This window comes from Ktedonobacter robiniae (genome assembly GCF_016587375.1).
Classification (GTDB): Bacteria; Chloroflexota; Ktedonobacteria; order Ktedonobacterales; family Ktedonobacteraceae; genus Ktedonobacter; species Ktedonobacter robiniae.
In genome coordinates this window covers 2,213,730-2,229,730 of sequence record NZ_BNJG01000001.1, presented here as the reverse complement: position 1 = coordinate 2,229,730, position 16,001 = coordinate 2,213,730, and the positions used below count along the sequence as shown (strand labels likewise).

Annotated in this window: 16 protein-coding genes and 1 pseudogene; 7 read left to right on the top strand and 10 right to left on the bottom strand. The window is 53.8% G+C overall.

Going from position 1 to position 16,001, the window contains the following annotated elements; translation table 11 throughout:
• Positions 1–256: 256 nt before the first annotated feature.
• The 3 genes from JMJ04_RS09325 to hutI all read right to left on the bottom strand — a co-directional run bounded on the left by JMJ04_RS09325 (position 257) and on the right by hutI (position 2,703).
• The gene (locus tag JMJ04_RS09325) at positions 257–556 is read right to left on the bottom strand and encodes a hypothetical protein (RefSeq protein ID WP_201370255.1); all 300 of its coding nucleotides are present in this window, start codon (positions 554–556) and stop codon (positions 257–259) included.
• 75 nt (positions 557–631) lie between these two features.
• The gene (locus tag JMJ04_RS09320) at positions 632–1,321 is read right to left on the bottom strand and encodes a hypothetical protein (RefSeq protein ID WP_201370254.1); all 690 of its coding nucleotides are present in this window, start codon (positions 1,319–1,321) and stop codon (positions 632–634) included.
• Between the two features lie 89 nt (positions 1,322–1,410).
• Positions 1,411–2,703, bottom strand: coding sequence for an imidazolonepropionase (gene hutI / locus JMJ04_RS09315; RefSeq protein WP_201370253.1), 1,293 nt, complete (start codon positions 2,701–2,703; stop codon positions 1,411–1,413).
• 316 nt (positions 2,704–3,019) lie between these two features.
• On the opposite strand from hutI, the gene JMJ04_RS09310 reads away from it, so the two are divergent.
• The 3 genes from JMJ04_RS09310 (at position 3,020) to JMJ04_RS09300 (ending at position 4,801) form a co-directional block, all read left to right on the top strand.
• Positions 3,020–3,265: a hypothetical protein gene (locus JMJ04_RS09310; RefSeq protein WP_007913175.1), complete on the top strand. Its 246-nt coding sequence runs from the start codon at positions 3,020–3,022 to the stop codon at positions 3,263–3,265.
• A gap of 167 nt (positions 3,266–3,432) precedes the next feature.
• Positions 3,433–3,780: a rhodanese-like domain-containing protein gene (locus tag JMJ04_RS09305; protein WP_201370252.1), complete on the top strand. Its 348-nt coding sequence runs from the start codon at positions 3,433–3,435 to the stop codon at positions 3,778–3,780.
• Positions 3,781–4,030: 250 nt separating this feature from the next.
• A complete protein-coding gene (locus JMJ04_RS09300; RefSeq protein ID WP_201370251.1) occupies positions 4,031–4,801 on the top strand; it encodes an enoyl-ACP reductase FabI in 771 nt (256 codons plus the stop codon).
• Positions 4,802–4,905: 104 nt separating this feature from the next.
• On the opposite strand, the gene JMJ04_RS09295 is transcribed toward JMJ04_RS09300, so the two are convergent.
• Positions 4,906–6,036, bottom strand: a complete 1,131-nt coding sequence (locus tag JMJ04_RS09295) for a QcrA and Rieske domain-containing protein (RefSeq protein ID WP_201370250.1) — start codon at positions 6,034–6,036, stop codon at positions 4,906–4,908.
• Positions 6,037–6,297: 261 nt separating this feature from the next.
• Positions 6,298–8,067: a trypsin-like peptidase domain-containing protein gene (locus JMJ04_RS09290; protein ID WP_201370249.1), complete on the bottom strand. Its 1,770-nt coding sequence runs from the start codon at positions 8,065–8,067 to the stop codon at positions 6,298–6,300.
• 549 nt (positions 8,068–8,616) lie between these two features.
• Here JMJ04_RS09290 and JMJ04_RS09285 point away from each other — a divergent pair.
• The 3 genes from JMJ04_RS09285 (at position 8,617) to JMJ04_RS09275 (ending at position 11,720) form a co-directional block, all read left to right on the top strand.
• Positions 8,617–9,543, top strand: a complete 927-nt coding sequence (locus tag JMJ04_RS09285) for a LolA-like protein (RefSeq protein WP_201370248.1) — start codon at positions 8,617–8,619, stop codon at positions 9,541–9,543.
• 270 nt (positions 9,544–9,813) lie between these two features.
• Positions 9,814–10,779 (top strand): ring-cleaving dioxygenase, encoded by a 966-nt coding sequence (locus JMJ04_RS09280; protein WP_236037971.1) that lies wholly within the window; start codon positions 9,814–9,816, stop codon positions 10,777–10,779.
• Positions 10,780–11,090: 311 nt separating this feature from the next.
• Positions 11,091–11,720, top strand: coding sequence for an alpha/beta hydrolase (locus JMJ04_RS09275; protein ID WP_201370246.1), 630 nt, complete (start codon positions 11,091–11,093; stop codon positions 11,718–11,720).
• 102 nt (positions 11,721–11,822) lie between these two features.
• Here JMJ04_RS09275 and JMJ04_RS09270 read toward each other — a convergent pair whose 3' ends face one another.
• From JMJ04_RS09270 to JMJ04_RS09260, 3 genes are all read right to left on the bottom strand, one after another.
• The gene (locus JMJ04_RS09270; RefSeq protein WP_201370245.1) at positions 11,823–13,022 is read right to left on the bottom strand and encodes a helix-turn-helix domain-containing protein; all 1,200 of its coding nucleotides are present in this window, start codon (positions 13,020–13,022) and stop codon (positions 11,823–11,825) included.
• A gap of 164 nt (positions 13,023–13,186) precedes the next feature.
• Complete coding sequence (locus tag JMJ04_RS09265; RefSeq protein ID WP_201370244.1) at positions 13,187–13,717, bottom strand: DinB family protein; 531 nt, start codon at positions 13,715–13,717, stop codon at positions 13,187–13,189.
• A gap of 357 nt (positions 13,718–14,074) precedes the next feature.
• Complete coding sequence (locus JMJ04_RS09260; RefSeq protein ID WP_201370243.1) at positions 14,075–15,172, bottom strand: RNA-guided endonuclease InsQ/TnpB family protein; 1,098 nt, start codon at positions 15,170–15,172, stop codon at positions 14,075–14,077.
• A gap of 80 nt (positions 15,173–15,252) precedes the next feature.
• On the opposite strand from JMJ04_RS09260, the gene JMJ04_RS09255 reads away from it, so the two are divergent.
• Positions 15,253–15,450 (top strand): ribbon-helix-helix domain-containing protein, encoded by a 198-nt coding sequence (locus JMJ04_RS09255; protein WP_201370242.1) that lies wholly within the window; start codon positions 15,253–15,255, stop codon positions 15,448–15,450.
• A 76-nt stretch (positions 15,451–15,526) separates the two neighbouring features.
• Here JMJ04_RS09255 and JMJ04_RS46470 read toward each other — a convergent pair whose 3' ends face one another.
• Together JMJ04_RS46470 and JMJ04_RS48640 are read right to left on the bottom strand one after the other, a co-directional pair.
• Positions 15,527–15,697 carry a hypothetical protein gene (locus JMJ04_RS46470; RefSeq protein ID WP_236037970.1) on the bottom strand — a complete coding sequence of 57 codons (171 nt, stop codon included), beginning with the start codon at positions 15,695–15,697 and terminating at the stop codon, positions 15,527–15,529.
• A gap of 147 nt (positions 15,698–15,844) precedes the next feature.
• Positions 15,845–15,907, bottom strand: a pseudogene (locus JMJ04_RS48640) (phosphohydrolase); the annotation flags it as partial.
• Between the last annotated feature and the right edge of the window lie 94 nt (positions 15,908–16,001).

Below are 16,001 nucleotides of genomic sequence, written 5' to 3'. Positions count from 1 at the left end.
TGGCATGCCAGGGATCGGTGGTGAGCCGACGCTTAAGGTACGCGTCTACATGTCATGCCCATATGTAGACGCGTACCTTAAGCGTCGGTTGGGTAGTACATTTTTGGGTTAATGTTTTAAAACAGCATTGGCAGCGTCATCCCCTCAATATCCACATTGCGACCGACGTTTCACAATGTTTCACGTGAAACGTAAGTCCCATGCTACTTGTGTATGCTCTCCTTTGGATCAGGTTAATGAGTTAGACATATCATAATCATTTCCTTACATTGGCCGTATGATCGCTCACTTGTGATAGCAGGTTTTCCAGGATCTTGCACCGCTCCTGGGAGGTCAGTGGTGGTGCGTCAGCCTTGAAAAAGCCCATGCCAAATTGCATGCCTTCCAGGTCTTTCGCAGGCAGCGTGTCTTGTATCTTGTGGGCGAGCTGTATTGGATCGATGCCCTTGCGTGCTGTTAGCTCGCTGATCATTTCCTCAATAGCCTGCTGCTCGGGATACATAAGATCTGTAATGTCTCTTCCTGTAAGGGCAACGTGACGAACCAGGCCATCCACATGCCCCTTTACCTGCCAGCCTGGCCAGCGGCGAGCTAGCGATTCCTGATAGCGGGGATCAAGGATTTCATGATGTCATACCCAGAGCGCATGTGTCTCCTCATCGATGAACGCACCGCTGTCAGGCTCCTGGTTTCTACCTTCTTTAGGAAGAGGAGCGGTAGAGTGGGTAGCTAATAACGATAGCAGCTCTGGGCCGTGGGAGAGTAGTAGATATGGACGAGCCAGGTAATAGAGAGAATCGTCAAAATTCTCGTCGGACGAGACGCGATAATCTCGGACCTCACCAGTTCTGGAACGTACGCTTATGAGCATATCAGTCTCTTGCTGACTATGTAGTGTCTCGATTACAGGCCCGCTTCCCGTCAAGAAAGCTGTGTCATCCGACATATCTTTGAGCACCTCCCAGACATCCCAACCAAGGGCATCTGCCAGATCGGCCACACCATACATAGCCCAATCAATGGACCATCCCTGCCAGAGTATCGGCAGCAATTTCAAAAGTAGACGACGCAGATAAGGATAGGCTGCAGTGCTCTCTCCACCCCAGAAAAGAACCCGGCGCTCATCGGCATTATAGAGAATGCCGCCCTCAGCGAAGACATTGGTCATAAGGGCGTCGTCAGACTCAAGTTCACGAATGTACTTCAACGTCTCCTCCGGACCCGACAACAACACGGCAGGAATGGTTAGTGCACCCCAACGCGAAAAGAAGATCTGCTTTTGCCCCTGCTCAATCAATACATAATTCGCTCGATTTCCCAAGGCTCTGTTCCTTCAACAAATATTCAGTCTGCAACGTTTCACGTGAAACATCATGTCACAACGAGAACGTTTCACGTGAAATATTCTCGTTACTGGCGTTTCACAAGGGTGGTGCGCACGAGGTTGGTGCCGAAGTGGTAGCCGATCTCGTGGTAATCCTGGATGGACCAGAGGGCGAGTTCGCACTGTTTGCCGACCTCGATGCTGCCAATCTCGTCTTGCAGGGCGAGGGCGCGCGCGCCATTAATGGTGGCTGCCGTAAGCGCCTCCTCCAACGACATACCCATGGAGGACATGGCCAGACCCAGGATCATTTGCATGTTCTCGCAGTAGGAGGTGCCGGGATTGAAGTCGGTCGCCAGGGCCACGTGCAGGCCGTGATCGAGGAAGCGGCGCGCTGTGGGATAAGGCGAGCGCAGCGTATAGGAGCAGCCCGGCAGAAGGGTAGCGACGACTCCGGCCTCACGCATAGCGTCCAGGTCCTTGTCGCTGGCATAGTCGAGATGGTCGGCGGAGACCGCGCCTAGTTCTGCAGCGAGGCGCGAGCCACCTGAGGGGCTGAGCTGATCAGCATGCAGTTTGAGCAGGTAGCCCAACTCTTTAGCGCGTGTGAGGATACGCCGGCTCTCGTCGAGGGTGAAGGCTTCGCGCTCGCAGAAGACGTCGCAGAAGCGGGCGAGTCCCACGAAGCGGGGCAGCATCTCCTCTATGACAAGTTCTATATATGCCTCGCGTCGCTCGCGGTACTCGGGGGGAACGCTGTGTGCGCCTAGAAAGGTTGGTAAGACGCGGACTTCTTTCAATGCGGGCAAGGTGTTTGTGTCTGTGGCGTTCAGTTTATTGATGATGTGAAGGCACTGCTCTTCAGACTCTGGATTCAGGCCATAGCCGGTCTTGATCTCGACGGTTGTGGTGCCATATCCACTCAGGCTGCGCAGGCGCTCCTGCGCCAGGCCTAATAGCGTCTCTTCGTCGGCAGAGCGGGTGGCGTTCATGGTAGTTAAAATGCCCTGACCACGCGCGAGGAGTTCGCCATAGTTGGTCCCGGCACGCCGTAGGTGAAACTCCTGGGCACGGTCGCCCGCGAAGACGAGGTGCGTGTGGGAATCTACAAAACCAGGCGTGATGACCGCACCTTCGGCATCAATGATGGCGATATCTTCTTCTGTGGTGGTGGATTGAAATTGCGGCTCCTCCTCGCCCTCACGCCCAATCCAGGTGATACGCCCCTGACTAATACTCACCAGCGCGTGATCAATCACCTGAAGGGGACCACTGGCGCCGGGAAGTGGACTCTGAGCCACTGTTACCAGTTGACCAATATTGCGAATCACTGTATCCGCGCGTATCGTGTGCGCGGACTGGGAGGGATCAAGCACCATACCATGTTCTCCTTCTATAGTTCACAAGAACGCTTGCGTTTCTGCTGCTTCTACGTGCTGACGGCTACAGTATATCATGCTGTCGTTCAAGCGAATATAGGCTAGAATATAGACTTAGGACGCGGGCATATTGAACATAGACTTGTAATACCGACTTAGGACGCGGGCATACCGATCATAGACTTGTAATACCGACTTGCTCAGTACAGGCGGATTTGTTACACTGTGAGCAGTGCGCATGTGGAGGCATGTTAATGCCGTTGCGTACGCTGTGCAAGGATGCCAGAGAAAACGATGAGGGAGCTTGTGAAGGTTTATGCGAGCTGTAGACGATAACAGGCCGCGTTATGCGGCGGTCTTACGTGTGTTGCAAACCTGGAAACAGTTGCCTGAGAGCGATGTCTCACGCCTGTTGCGCGACCAGTATCTGGTAACAGATGACTTTCGCGAGATGGAGGATCAGGGACTGTTAACGATGGCATTCGTTGGCGATGAATATATTATCTCTCCCACCCTCATGGGAAAGGTCTGGTTGGAAGAGTTTGAGAACGGTAAAGTGTAGCACTGTGGCTGCCCGACGCTACTAAAGTGCGCGTCTACATATAAGGCCCCCATATGTAGACGCGTACTTTAGTAGCGTCGTCCCCCAACTCAATGCTGTTGCACATTGGCTGTAAAACATGGCTCAAGCCGTCCTGGATGGTTGGGAGCCTTAAGGAGTGATCAACTATGTACGACGAGGAAGAGCAACTTCCCTATAGCGAGATTGACGCTGAAGAGGCCAAACTCTTGATCGAAGCAGGTGCGCATGTCATTGATGTGCGTCAATTGGATGAGTGGAATGGCGGCCACATCACCCAGGCTACCCTGGTTCCCATAGATGGCATCTACGCCTTTGGCAAGGCGCTGGCAGAACAGAATCTCCCCAAGGATGAAGATGTCATTTTTGTGTGTGCCTCTGGTCGTCGCAGTGCCTCGGCCTCCGAGATCGCGCGCCTCCTGGGCTTCCAGAAGGTCTACAATCTGGCGCACGGCATGCACGGCTGGATGAGCTATGGCTTTCCCGCCACACGCTAATACACCCCCTCTACTTGACAGCGTTACTGTTACACCAGGCGTGTCACATCGCTGCAAGAACTTATAAAGATTTGGTTCTAGCTAACCCGATGTACACGTTATTTGGGTAGTGGGTGTGGTGCTGTTGGGCAGCTGCAGGCTGCCCAACAGCACCACACCCACTACCCCGGCGAGCGCCGTAGGCGCGAGGTGTGACACCAAAAAGTTGCACATGGGGTTAGATAGCTATTTGCGAGAGGAGATAGAGCATATGCCTCTATTGGAAGGAAAGAAGGCGCTGATTTTCGGCGTCGCTAACCATCGTTCGATTGCCTGGGCCATAGCACAGTCGCTGGCTAGCGAGGGTGCGCAGCTGGTATTTACGTATCAGGAGCGCATGGAGAAATATGTGCGTGAGCTGGCGGCCAAGATTCCCGGTACCGAGGTTATTCCCTGCGATGTGCAGAGCGATGAGGAGCTAGATAGCGCTTTTGCTAAAGCCGGAGAGGTCTTCGGTGGCAGCCTGGATATCCTGATTCATGCCGTGGCCTTCGCGCCTCCCTCTGAACTGGAGAATCCCTTTGTCCAGACCACGCGTGAGGGCTTCCATACCGCGCTGGATATCAGCGCCTACTCCCTGGTCGCTATGGCCAAGCGCGCCGTGCCATTGATGCAGCAGAATGGTGGCAGCATCACCAGCCTGACCTACATGGCCAGCCAGCGTGTCATGCCCAAGTATAATGTCATGGCCGTGGCCAAGGCCGCGCTGGAGTGCAGCACGCGCTACCTGGCCTATGAGCTGGGCGAGCACAACATTCGCGTCAACACCATCTCGGCTGGTCCACTCAATACACTGGCCGCGCGTGGCGTCTCTGGCCTGACCGGTTTCCGCAACCACGTGGCCGAGATCGCGCCTCTGCGCCGCAACATCGAGCAGAGCGAGGTTGGCGATACCGCCCTCTTCCTCTCCAGCAACCTGGCCCGTGCCATCACCGGTGAGACGCTCTACGTCGACGCCGGCTACAACGTCATGGGTGCGTAAAACAAAAAGCGAGAAAAAAGGTTGAGTCTCTAGTTCAGAGGCCCAACCTTTTTTTCTCGCTTCTTCAATGTTTCACGTGAAACATTGAAACATTATGGCTAGCTTTAGCCGGGTAGGATCTCGCCGGTAGCGCTATCAACATGAATGGGAATCGAGGCAAGAGGGCGACGGGCCGGCGGACGAACGACCTCGGCCTGCTTAGCGGGATCATAACTGGCGCCGTGACAGGGACAGATGATCAGCTTACTATCACTATCGTAGCTAACGGTACAGCCTGCATGAGTGCAGCGCGCACTATAGGCCACAAAATGATTACTATCGAGATGAATTAATAAGGCATTCTGCCCACTTCCCGCGTCAATGAAGGGAAGCGCGCTATTAGGCTGCACATCGCTTACACGTGCAATTGCCCCATTAGAAGGACTCCCAACACTGGTTGCCGTCGCCGTACTGCCAGGGGGCGTGCTAACAGTAGGTGTCACCTGGTTGGCAATGGGAACATTCGCCTGGCGTCCCGCCTGGAGCAGATTGCCCAGAGTCGCCATGACAGCCACACTTATGCCACCCGCCAGGGCTCCCCAGAGGAAGCCTCGCCTGGTTATCGTGTTCACCCGTGAATATGCTGTTCTAGTCAGGGCTGGCGCAAGTGGGAGGCCCAGCAAGAGAGAGAATGTGCGCGCTGCCAACCCTCTCCTCCGCGCCATATGACGCGCGAGCAACGGTGTAAAGAAGGTCTCATCAAGCGTTGGCAGACCGGTACCGTGTGGACCGTTGAGCAGGAGCACGAGCCAGCAGCAGGCAAAGACGACGTCAGAGCCATAGAAGTAGGGGTAGACACTCCAGGAGGCGCTGAGCCAGAGTAAAATGTTGAGCAGCAAACCAAAGAAGGAAGCTGGCCGCAGTAGGAGCCCCAGCAGGACGCCCAGGCCAAGCGCCAGCTCACCATAGGCGATGACCTGGCCAGAGAGAATCGCGTGTGGCTCCGCTACCTGGAGCAACAATACACTCAGTGGCGATGTTTGTGCGAACGTGAGAATCTGCTGGCCGATGAAGTCTGGATTTCCTGGCCGCAAGAAGTTTGGATCGGTCAGTTTTTGCATACCTGCATACAGAAAAGTGACACCCAGAAAGAGGCGTAGCGGCAACAACGCCAGGGCGCGGGACGTGCGTACAGGTTCCGGCTCTTTAGGGGGATTACTATATCGTGTATCTGGCATGGTTCTGCTGCTGGTCATGGAACCTCCCTGTTATGAATCTGGATAGTGATCTGGGTGTTATTCAATCTATACGACCTTGTCTGTAGAGACAGGTTGCTATCACGCCTATTACAATTACATCAACGATTATCTACCTGAAGAGATACACCTCTCTCCTGAATTCTGCCTGAAATAAGACTCTCAATCTGCATGACCCCTCTATTCACTATGCTTTTCCTGCACTCCAAAAAGGAGCGCCAGGCAATCTCGCCTGGCGCTCCTTCTGTTTTGTTAGGGTGGTTACTGTTCGACTGGACGTCGCACTATGGGTGGCTGGGGGGCAGATTCACCACAAATGCTACAGAAACGTGCCTCGGGGCGGTTGGCGTGCCCACAGGGCCAGATCTGTGTCGTCACTGGAGGATTATTTGGATATGGCGTCGCCAGGGGCGTAGGTCCAGGCTGTGCCATAAATGGCGACGGCTGGCCCCCAAAGCTCGGCTGTGGAGGCATGGGGGAGGGAGCAGGATGAGACGACGATGGACGTGCGGGTGCGCCAAAGGCCGCCATGCCATCGTCATAACCGCTTGGGGTATTAAACGCGCCAGGCGTCGGCGGGAAGGGTCCTGGCGTGGCACCTGGGTGGCCATTAGCGAACGCCCCAGGCTGGCTCGGATAGACTGGTTGACCAGGATTGCCAGGGTAACCTGCAACTGCCGCCTGCCTCTTATTCCTGCTACGTGCGGAGATGGTAAAGAAGAGCAGGGCCACAATTGCCAGAATTGCAATGACCGCCAGGATGAGTCCCCAGGAAATGGAGGAAGTATTGATAAGCTGATTGCCTGACTTGCTAGGCGTTGAACCATTCTGGCTCTCGCTGTTGGCCTGTGTGTGCGCATAGCTCGCGTACTGCTCAACCGACTTGAAGTTTGGGTAGGTGCTTTGCAGTTGATCAAAGAGCGTCTGCGCTTTATGCCAGTGGCCCGCATCCTGAGAGGTATAAGCGTCAAAGGACTGCTGCCAGAGCTTCTGGAAAGGGCCGGGTGCTGTATTCAGGCCCAGGCTCTGTGCCATATCAGCGGCGCCACTACTGGCCTGAAGGAAGGTTGTGCTGCCTGGCGAATTGGGGCTGGAGAGGCCAAAGCTGACGACCCCCACAACGCGACCATTGTTATCCAGGGCCGGGCCACCACTATCTCCATGCTCGACATTCCCTCCGACCTGGATGACGGGTGCCCCACTATCTGTGGTCTTGATCGAGCTTACCGAGATCTTATTAACGGAGGAGGTAAGCAGGTCCGTTGGACGGTTGCTAACATCGCCGTTGCCGGGGAAGCCAATGATCGTTAGCTCGTCCTGCTGCTGAACTGAGGAGGAGTTGCCGAGCTGAACACTGGGGGTGTCCTGGAAGTTCGCGTGCACAATCGCCAGGTCGCGCTGGTCCAGCGAACTCTGTTGCTCGATCTTATCGACACTGGCATGAATATAGGAGGGCACGCTATTAAAATTGGATGCTGTCAGGTTTCCCGTATAGTCGGTGCTTAGAAAGACCTCGCTCTGCGTCTGGTCAATACTTGCGTCCGACCGCAAGGCGCCGCTATCGAGCTGCTGTTCCGCGTCACTGGCGGTCGTCGCTTTTCCCTTTTGGGTCAGATATGCCGCGACGTCATTGGCAGCCTGCTTATTAATATACTGGACGAGCGAATCATCCTTGGGTGGGTTGACAACGTGGTCAGCGGTCAGCACATCTCCATTGGAGGTAATAAATGTGCCACTACCCGAGAGTTGTGCGATATAACCATCGCCACCCTGGGGAAATTTCACGTCACCACTGGCGAAATGGACCGTTACATGCGAGGTCAGGGTAGTGATAATACGTACCACTGCCGGCTTGGCAACATCCACCGCGCGAACAACGGGATCAGAAATGTTTCCTCCAGGTTTGCTATCGGCTAGTGCGCTCTTTGTATTGCCGAAGGCGGCGAAGACTAGAGCACTCACTGCCAACATGACCAGGAAACTGAAACGCAGCTTCTGCTGTGTATGCTGTGTGGGTAATCTTCGTTTCATGTCTTGTAAATCCTATCCTGGGCCTGGTTGGGGATAGAGAGCAATTGCTTGTAGTATTATATCCTATATTTCGACAGTAGAGATACGTACTAGTTCACAATTTGTTGCAAACGTTGCAAAAAGGAGTAACGTTTATCAGGATGCTTTTGTTAGAAATGAATTTTCTTACTATACCATATATCTTACCATCGATAAGCACCTATGTATAGAGAATAGGTATGTTCAGGCAAGGCTTTTCAAAATCTTTCTTGGCATCGCTTTGGCTCGCAAGCTCGCCTTGGGTAAGGGTGTCTGGTGTGAGGCTGGCTCCGCCAGCCTCACACCAGACACCCTTACCCTGAGCGCCGTAGGCGCGAAGGCTTCTCCAGAGGAGAGATATAGCGTGCATGTGAACTGGTGGATGAAGTCTGCCAGTCCACATGCATGCTATATCCTATTTTTCTCCTTGAAACTAAAACGGGCCTTTGCCCCGTATTATGAGTATTAAAAGCAATCAATATGCTACGTACTTTAAGCAAGATACTTTAAGCAAATAGAGGTGAAAATATAATGCCACAGAAGATGCAATTATGGATGCGCTCTGGCATGGCTCTAGCGCTGGTGAGCATGCTTATGCTGCTCCTGAGCGCCTGTAGCCAGAGTTCCACGGGAACAGGTACTACCAGTACCACACCCCTGGAGGTTGTGCAGAAAAGCTCGACTGCCATGCAGCAGCTCAAGTCTTCGCACTTTAAGTTGCAATTGACCGATGACGTCAAGGTACCACAGGTATCGACAGGCAATGGAACTACTCAGCCTCAGAACGTCAGCGCGAACGTAAATGGTGAGGGCGACCAGGCTGGTACCGATAACGCCAAAGTCCAGTACACCGCGAGTGCACAGGGGCAGAGCTTCCCTGAGCAACAGGTTGTAAAAGGCAATGACGTCTACCTCCAGGTAAATGGGAAGTGGTATGTCATCAGCAAGAGCGACTTACAGGCCGAGGCCGGCAAGTTGCCTCTACCCTCCAATGTCTCTCTGGACCAGAATAGCCTGCTTGGCCTGATCCAGAATTCAAAGATCACGGATTACCACACCGAGAATGTAAGTGGGCAGCAACTGCGCCACCTGGGTGCCGAGTTGGATAAAGAGGCTCTGCGCCAACTTCTCAAGCAGAATCCCCAGGTTGCCAGCTACTTTGGTGTCAGCCAGCAGAACGTCGATAAAGTCATTAATGGCACCAAGTCGGTAAAGGCGAACCTGGACGTTTGGATCGATGAGTCACAGTACTATGTCCATCGCACCCAGCTCAAGATTAACCTGGTAGCCGATGGGAAACTCTTTAGCGACTCCGCGACCCAGGATTTCACGGTCAATATGAACTCTATCCTTGACCTGAGCAAGTTTAATGATCCCGTCACCATCGATGCTCCTGCCAACGCGACCCGCGTTACTAGCCTGGAGCAGGTCCTTGGTGTCAATCTGCCCAAGAAATAACGCCAGCTCAGACGCTTACCCTTGACTAGAGCGTCCATTACACATCGCTGGAGCCGAGACTTTGATTTGAGTCTCGGCTCTTTTTCTATTACTCTTGAGCAGCGTTGGTCCCCAGCAATGACTCCTACTTGACAGCTAACTAAAAATAAGTTACTATTGTTTTGTAAATAAATATGTTGTTTTAAGTAGGCTCTGATGTTGACTTGTAAGCTCAACACAGGGCATCACAAGAATAAAGAGACTCTATTCATACCGTTGGAGGTATACACTATGGTAAACGCTATCTCGGGCATCCATCATGTGACGGCGATCACCGATGATCCACAGCGTAACCTGGACTTTTACACTGGCCTGCTTGGCTTACGCTTTGTCAAAAAGACCGTGAACTTCGATTCTCCGGAGACCTACCACCTCTATTATGGGGACGAGGTTGGCTATCCTGGCACGATCATGACCTTCTTCTCCTGGCCCGGATATCCCAGGGGGCGACGTGGCACAGGCCAGGTTGCTACGACCTCCTTCGCCATCCCAGCAGAGGCCCTGGACTACTGGCAGGAGCGGCTGCGCGCTCACCATATCGCCTTTGAGGGGCCGGCACAGCGCTTTGAGGAGCACGTGCTCTCCTTCGAAGACCCTAATGGCTTGCAACTTGAGTTGGTCGCGGCCCCAGGGATTGAGCAGCGAGAGATCTATTGGAAGCAGGGTCCGGTTCCGGCAGAGCAGGCAATTCGTGGCTTCTATGGCGTGACTCTGGCGGTCGCACGCTATGAGTCAAGCGCGAAGCTGTTGACCCAGGTCATGGGCTTTAAGCTTCAGCAGCAGGAGGGACAGCGTACGCGCTTCGTCGCCGCTCAGAGTGGCAACGCCTCAATCGTCGACCTGCTGGACCTGCCAGGCCGGGCGCGAGGCCAGGAGGCGGTAGGCAGCGTTCACCACGTAGCGTTCCGCGCCGCGAACGATGAAGAGCAGCTCCAGTGGCGCCAGGCTTTGACAGACGAGGGGATGCAGGTCACTCAGGTGCTCGACCGCAATTACTTTCACTCCATCTACTTTAGAGAGCCCAGCGGGGTCCTCTTCGAGATCGCGACCGACCAGCCCGGTTTCCCAGTAGATGAGCCTGTGACCGAACTGGGAACGCACCTCAAGCTCCCTACCTGGCTGGAGAGCAATCGTCCGGCACTCGAGAAGGCGCTGCCCGCTCTCACCATTCCCTGGACCGGCACCGAAGCCCGCTAAAATAAAAAGACAGAAATCAAACCATCTGGCAGATACGGGTCAGTATGTGTGGAATGGAGTTGCGAACGCAATCTCTTGACAGATATGGGTCAAGATATGTGGAATGGGGCAGCGAACGCAATCCTTTGATAGATACAGGTCAGGATGTGTGGAATAGGGTTGCAAACGCCCCCCCTTGACAGATATGGGTCAAGATATGTGGAATGGAGTTGCATTCGCAACCCCATTCCACACATCCTAAATTTCGCGAAGCGCCATAGGCGCTGAGAAGTCTGCAACACCGGAATAGACAACTAAAAAGAGGCAAAGCCATGGCAAAAGACGCTTTACAACACTATACTCACCACTTTCAGCCCGCGCAGGAAGCCAATAAGCCCACTCTCCTGCTGCTGCATGGTACGGGCGGCGATGAGAACGACCTGCTCAACCTGGGGCGCATGCTCAGCCCTGGCTCCGCGCTGCTGAGTCCACGCGGCAATGTACTGGAGAATGGTATGCCGCGCTTCTTCCGTCGCTTTGCCGAAGGTGTCTTTGATATCGATGACCTGAAGCAGCGGACTGTAGAACTGGCAGACTTCCTCCAGGCGGCCAGCGAGGAATACGCCTTTGACGCGCACCAGGTGGTCGCGGTCGGCTTCTCCAACGGGGCGAATATCGTCGCCAGTATGCTCCTACTCAGGCCCGAGTCTCTGGCGGGAGCCTACCTCTCGCATGCTATGTTCCCCTTTGAGCCAGAGACACAGGTGGACTTGCAGCATCGCCCAATCTTTGTGGCTGCTGGCCGCTCCGATATGCTGATTTCCACTGAGAATACTCAGAGACTCATCAACCTGCTTGAGCAGCAGGGGGCCGAGGTCCAGGCATACTGGAATAACACTGGACATACCATCATCCATGAAGAGGTACGCGAGGCGCGGACCTGGGTTGAGAAGCACTTCTAGTTCTTCTCCGAAACCCTGAGCGCGCTTGCCGTGCCACCTTTAGGTGGTCCCCAAATGGGGGAAGCGCTAGTCACGAAAGTGACGTTGGTTTTCGGAGAAGAGCTAGTTCTGGAAGAGATGGGCGAGGGAGCGCACGCGTGGCTCCTGACCCCAGATCGAGAGCATATGCTCATAGAGGCCATAGATCTGGCTATGGATCAAATCGCTACTAATAGCCTGCGCGGCGCGGGTCGCGGCCTCCAGGTAGATGCAGCTTTGTACCATATTGCCCAGCACAAGTGAGGTATAGGCTTTGAGCCTGAGAAATTCGGCACGCGTTCTCTCTGGGGGAGCCGGCTTAAGCTCATCAACCTGGGCGAAGGCGTCCCAGGCCAGGCGTGGCTCTCCCAGGTGCAGGAAGACATGTCCCTGGTAGTAGTAGAGCAGTGAGCGATCACAATATGTGTAGGCAAAGGTAGCATCCTCTTCCGGGTGCTCGGGGAAGACGGCCATGGCCAGGCGCAGAAATTGCATGGCCTCCTGCTCATGGTTCATCGCGGCCTGAATCTCAGCCAGGCCTGCGAAGATCCAGCCATGAAGTAGGGGCGAAATGGTCTCGTTGATCGTGTTGATGCGCTTGAGGGCGTCATTATAGGCCCCCAGGGCCGCACCTATGCGCTTGCGCTGTGTAAAGACCGTGGCCATGCGCAATTGCGAGGCAATGTACAAGTTCCAATTTTTTGCGAGCTGGCTATACACCACGGCCTGCGTGCCATTCATCTGGGCCGAGACAAAATCGCCACGCTGGAGTTCGAGCATGGCCATAAGCTGATAGACCTGGGCGGTAAGCGAGGCGGCGCTTCTCTGTTCGGGACCGGGATGTAGCGTTGGTGTGGTCAATTGTGCCAGGTAGGTAGGTAGGAGGCGTTCAAGCTCGCTCTGTCCCCCAATCATATAGAGGCGCCAGCACGAGGCCAGGCCCATACTCCACATGGCCAGGGCTTCGGTCAGCGTAGGTTCCTGGGGACCCTCTATAGTTGGCAATTCTAGCGAGTCAGTGGGTGGCCGTAGGGTCGTCTTGCCATTAAGCGAGGAACGCGAGCGCATACGTTCTTCGAGTAGTTCAGCGAAGCCAAGCTCGGTAGGTGACATTTCAAAGATGGAGCAGAGCGCCTGAAGGGAGGTGAGGCGGGGAGCCTGCAAGCCCTCTTCCCAGCGAATATAGGTGTAGCGACTCACTCCCACCTTCCCGCTTACGAATTCGGGTGTCCAACTCTTCTTCAGACGGGCAGACCTTAACAACGTATTCTGCTTTTTCGACACAGAAGCCTCCCCAGAATTCCAGGTTTGCATGGTCATAGTGCCTCTCTGCTCATAAACGGTTGGGAACGTACAGCATAGCATTGCCTGCACTTTTGTTTATAAAAGATTTTAGATTACGGGTCAAGTGCAAGTATATCAAAAAATTATTAAAATTTGGTAGGTAGCTATAGCAGGCGTACTTTTTTCCCTTGTGCGCCCAGCAAGGTGTGTATCTCTCCCAGGTGGGCGAAGAGATCTGAGATACAGACCTGCCCGATGACCTGGAGAGCGGGCATATTGCCCAGGGGATTGACATGGATGATGCGGTCGGCGAGCGCGGCCCCCCCATCCTGGATAGAAGAGAGATAGGTCTCGCCATCTCGCCAGACTTGTTCAGCGTATCGAAGCAGGGAAGTTGGTTCATGAATAAAGATGCGTCGAGCGTCGGCGATTGACATGCTAGAACCTTGAAGGCGCTCAGGAAGGTGCAGGATCTCATGCCATTTATCTTCATTCCAGATGGGTGGACGACCCTGGAGAATAAAACGATAGACATTATCCTCAGTGCGTATACAGTGTAAGAACGTAAAGGCAATATGGTTCCCCGCGCCAGGGAGCAGAAAGTGCCACTCATCGGTCGTGAGCTTTTGCACCGCTTCTTGTAGCGCCACATGTACCCGGCGCTGCTCCTGGCGATAAAAGCTGATAATATCCAATGTTTACCGCTCCTACCATCTGGAATACGCAGAAATTCTTCTTTTCACTGCCAAAAAATATTATCTTCTATTTCATCCTTATTGTCCAGTTCAACAGTTTAATAGTCAGGGGAAGCACATTCTCTCTGAGAGACATATTATCTTTGGTTGTGTAATTTTTCCCCTGGCAACCGTGTGATGAGTGTACCCAAAGTACAAAAAGATATGTGAGGATTTCATGATTTTGACACTCCCCCAGCTAAAGCACGGGGGATTCTTCCTTCATCCAGGCGGCTTGCTGATTCCCATTGCTGAGAGGCAGTAGAGGCCCTCCTGTCCAGAAGCGTTTCATGCACTCAACGATGCATCAGTTCCCGTCTACCCGACGGTACTGAGCGCTTTTTGCAAAATGTTCACGGCGGCGTTGTGATCTCTGTCCAATACCACGCCACAACCGGTACAGATGTGTGTGCGCACGCTCAGGCTCTTCTTCACGCAGGTACCACAAGCGGAACAATTCTGACTCGTGAAGTGTGGCGGGACCGCAATCACAGGAATGTTGTGCAAGGCGGCGTAGTAGTTGACCCAGGAGAGGAAGCGACCCCACGCGGCATCGCTGATGCTTTTCGCGAGACGCCTGTTTCTCACCATGTTTGCGATGCGCAAGTCTTCAAAGGCAATCAGGTCGTGAGACGAGACAAGCGCGTTCGCTGCTTTGCGAGCGAAATCTTCACGCTGCCTTTGAACTTTTAAATGCGCTTTGGCGACGGATTGACGTGCTTTCTTGCGATTCTGACTCTTCTTCTGTTTCTTGGAGAGGCGGCGTTGCAAGCGTTTGAGGCGCTTTTCAGCCTTGCGATAGTGGCGGGGATTCTCGACGGTCGCGCCTTCAGAGTCGGTGTAGAACGTCTTCAAGCCAACATCAATGCCGACCAGTTTGCCCGTGGGGACATGCTCAATATGGCGCTCGGCCTGCACGGCAAACTGGCAATAATAGCCATCTGCGCGTCTGAGAATGCGTACCCGCTTGATCTGTTTGACGGGGAAGGTTTCAATGTCACGCGTGCCCACGAGACGGAGCCGACCAACGCCACAGCCATCGGTGAAGGTGATGTGCCTGCCATCGGGTTCTAACTTCCATCCGGTCGCTTTGTCCTCCACGCTCCGGTTATCATGCTGAAACTTGGGATAGCCTTTCTTGCCTGGCTTCTTCTGCTTACAGTTGTCATAGAAGCGGGAGATGGCAAACCATGCCCGATCAGCACTGGCTTGACGTGCCTGGGAATTGAGAGCGCGCGCAAAGGGGAACTCTTTGGCAAGGGCGGCACAGTAGCACTGCAAGTCATTCTTGCTGGCATGCTCATCCATCCACAAGCGTAGGCACTTGTTCCTGATGAACTGCACAACGCGGATCGCCTCATCAAGAGCGGCGTATTGTGCTTTGGTGCCATCCAGTTTGTATTCGTAGATCAGCACGTCCTTGCCTTGTCCTTTCCTGTTTGCTGTGGTAGTATTATACATCAGAATAAGATGTACTGCAAGAGAGGATACGCCATATGTCGCTCACCCGTACCAACATCTACTTAGATGACCAACAACGAGAACGGCTCAGGCAGAAGAGTGAAACAGACAACATCCCTGTTTCTGAAATTGTGAGAAGGGCAATTGACGCCTACCTCGCATGGAATGACCCAACGTACCAGCCCGCCCCTATCCACCCCCAAACAAGGAAGAGCCATTCATCCCCTGGATAAATCACAGGGGCTTTCTGGCTCGTTTTTTGTAACATAAAAGCACCTGGAACGTTCCAGGTGCTTTCTTTGCTCTCTTCTAGAGATTGTGGCTGCGAAGTAATTCCTGCGTGTGTTCAACTGCTTGCCACAATTGAGGTGTGGCCTGGTGTATGGCTTGCGCTACAATATCTGTCTCTCCATAGCGGCTCAGAATATCGGCGATGCGCTCCTCAAAGCTGACACGCTGGCCTTGAGGCCCCGTAGTCATATCACAGTAGTTGAGAGCTTCAGCGAGTGGCGAGTGCTCACGAGGGAACTGCGCAAGCTCACTTTCCAGTCCTCGTAACTGTGCCTCACATTGTGCTTCTGAGTGATGCGCGACGAGGGAGGCCAGGCGCTCATATCCCTGCGATCGTAAATAATTGGCTCCATCGATGGGATGAAAGCCTGTTCTCTTGAGCTCTGGAGCATATCCAATGTCATGTAGATAAGCAGCTGCTATGAGATACGCTCCTTCACTTCATCAAATACTTGGCTTACCCTGTGAGCTTGTTTTACTACGCTTTGTACAT

Excerpts from the sequence above, each read along its gene's own strand:
- hutI (WP_201370253.1), bottom strand. The coding sequence starts at position 2,703 with ATGGTGCTTGATCCCTCCCAGTCCGCGCACACGATACGCGCGGATACA.
- JMJ04_RS09310 (WP_007913175.1), top strand. The coding sequence starts at position 3,020 with ATGCGAGCTGTAGACGATAACAGGCCGCGTTATGCGGCGGTCTTACGT.
- JMJ04_RS09305 (WP_201370252.1), top strand. The coding sequence starts at position 3,433 with ATGTACGACGAGGAAGAGCAACTTCCCTATAGCGAGATTGACGCTGAA.
- JMJ04_RS09300 (WP_201370251.1), top strand. The coding sequence starts at position 4,031 with ATGCCTCTATTGGAAGGAAAGAAGGCGCTGATTTTCGGCGTCGCTAAC.
- JMJ04_RS09295 (WP_201370250.1), bottom strand. The coding sequence starts at position 6,036 with ATGACCAGCAGCAGAACCATGCCAGATACACGATATAGTAATCCCCCT.
- JMJ04_RS09290 (WP_201370249.1), bottom strand. The coding sequence starts at position 8,067 with ATGAAACGAAGATTACCCACACAGCATACACAGCAGAAGCTGCGTTTC.
- JMJ04_RS09285 (WP_201370248.1), top strand. The coding sequence starts at position 8,617 with ATGCCACAGAAGATGCAATTATGGATGCGCTCTGGCATGGCTCTAGCG.
- JMJ04_RS09280 (WP_236037971.1), top strand. The coding sequence starts at position 9,814 with ATGGTAAACGCTATCTCGGGCATCCATCATGTGACGGCGATCACCGAT.
- JMJ04_RS09275 (WP_201370246.1), top strand. The coding sequence starts at position 11,091 with ATGGCAAAAGACGCTTTACAACACTATACTCACCACTTTCAGCCCGCG.
- JMJ04_RS09255 (WP_201370242.1), top strand. The coding sequence starts at position 15,253 with ATGTCGCTCACCCGTACCAACATCTACTTAGATGACCAACAACGAGAA.
- JMJ04_RS46470 (WP_236037970.1), bottom strand. The coding sequence starts at position 15,697 with ATGACTACGGGGCCTCAAGGCCAGCGTGTCAGCTTTGAGGAGCGCATC.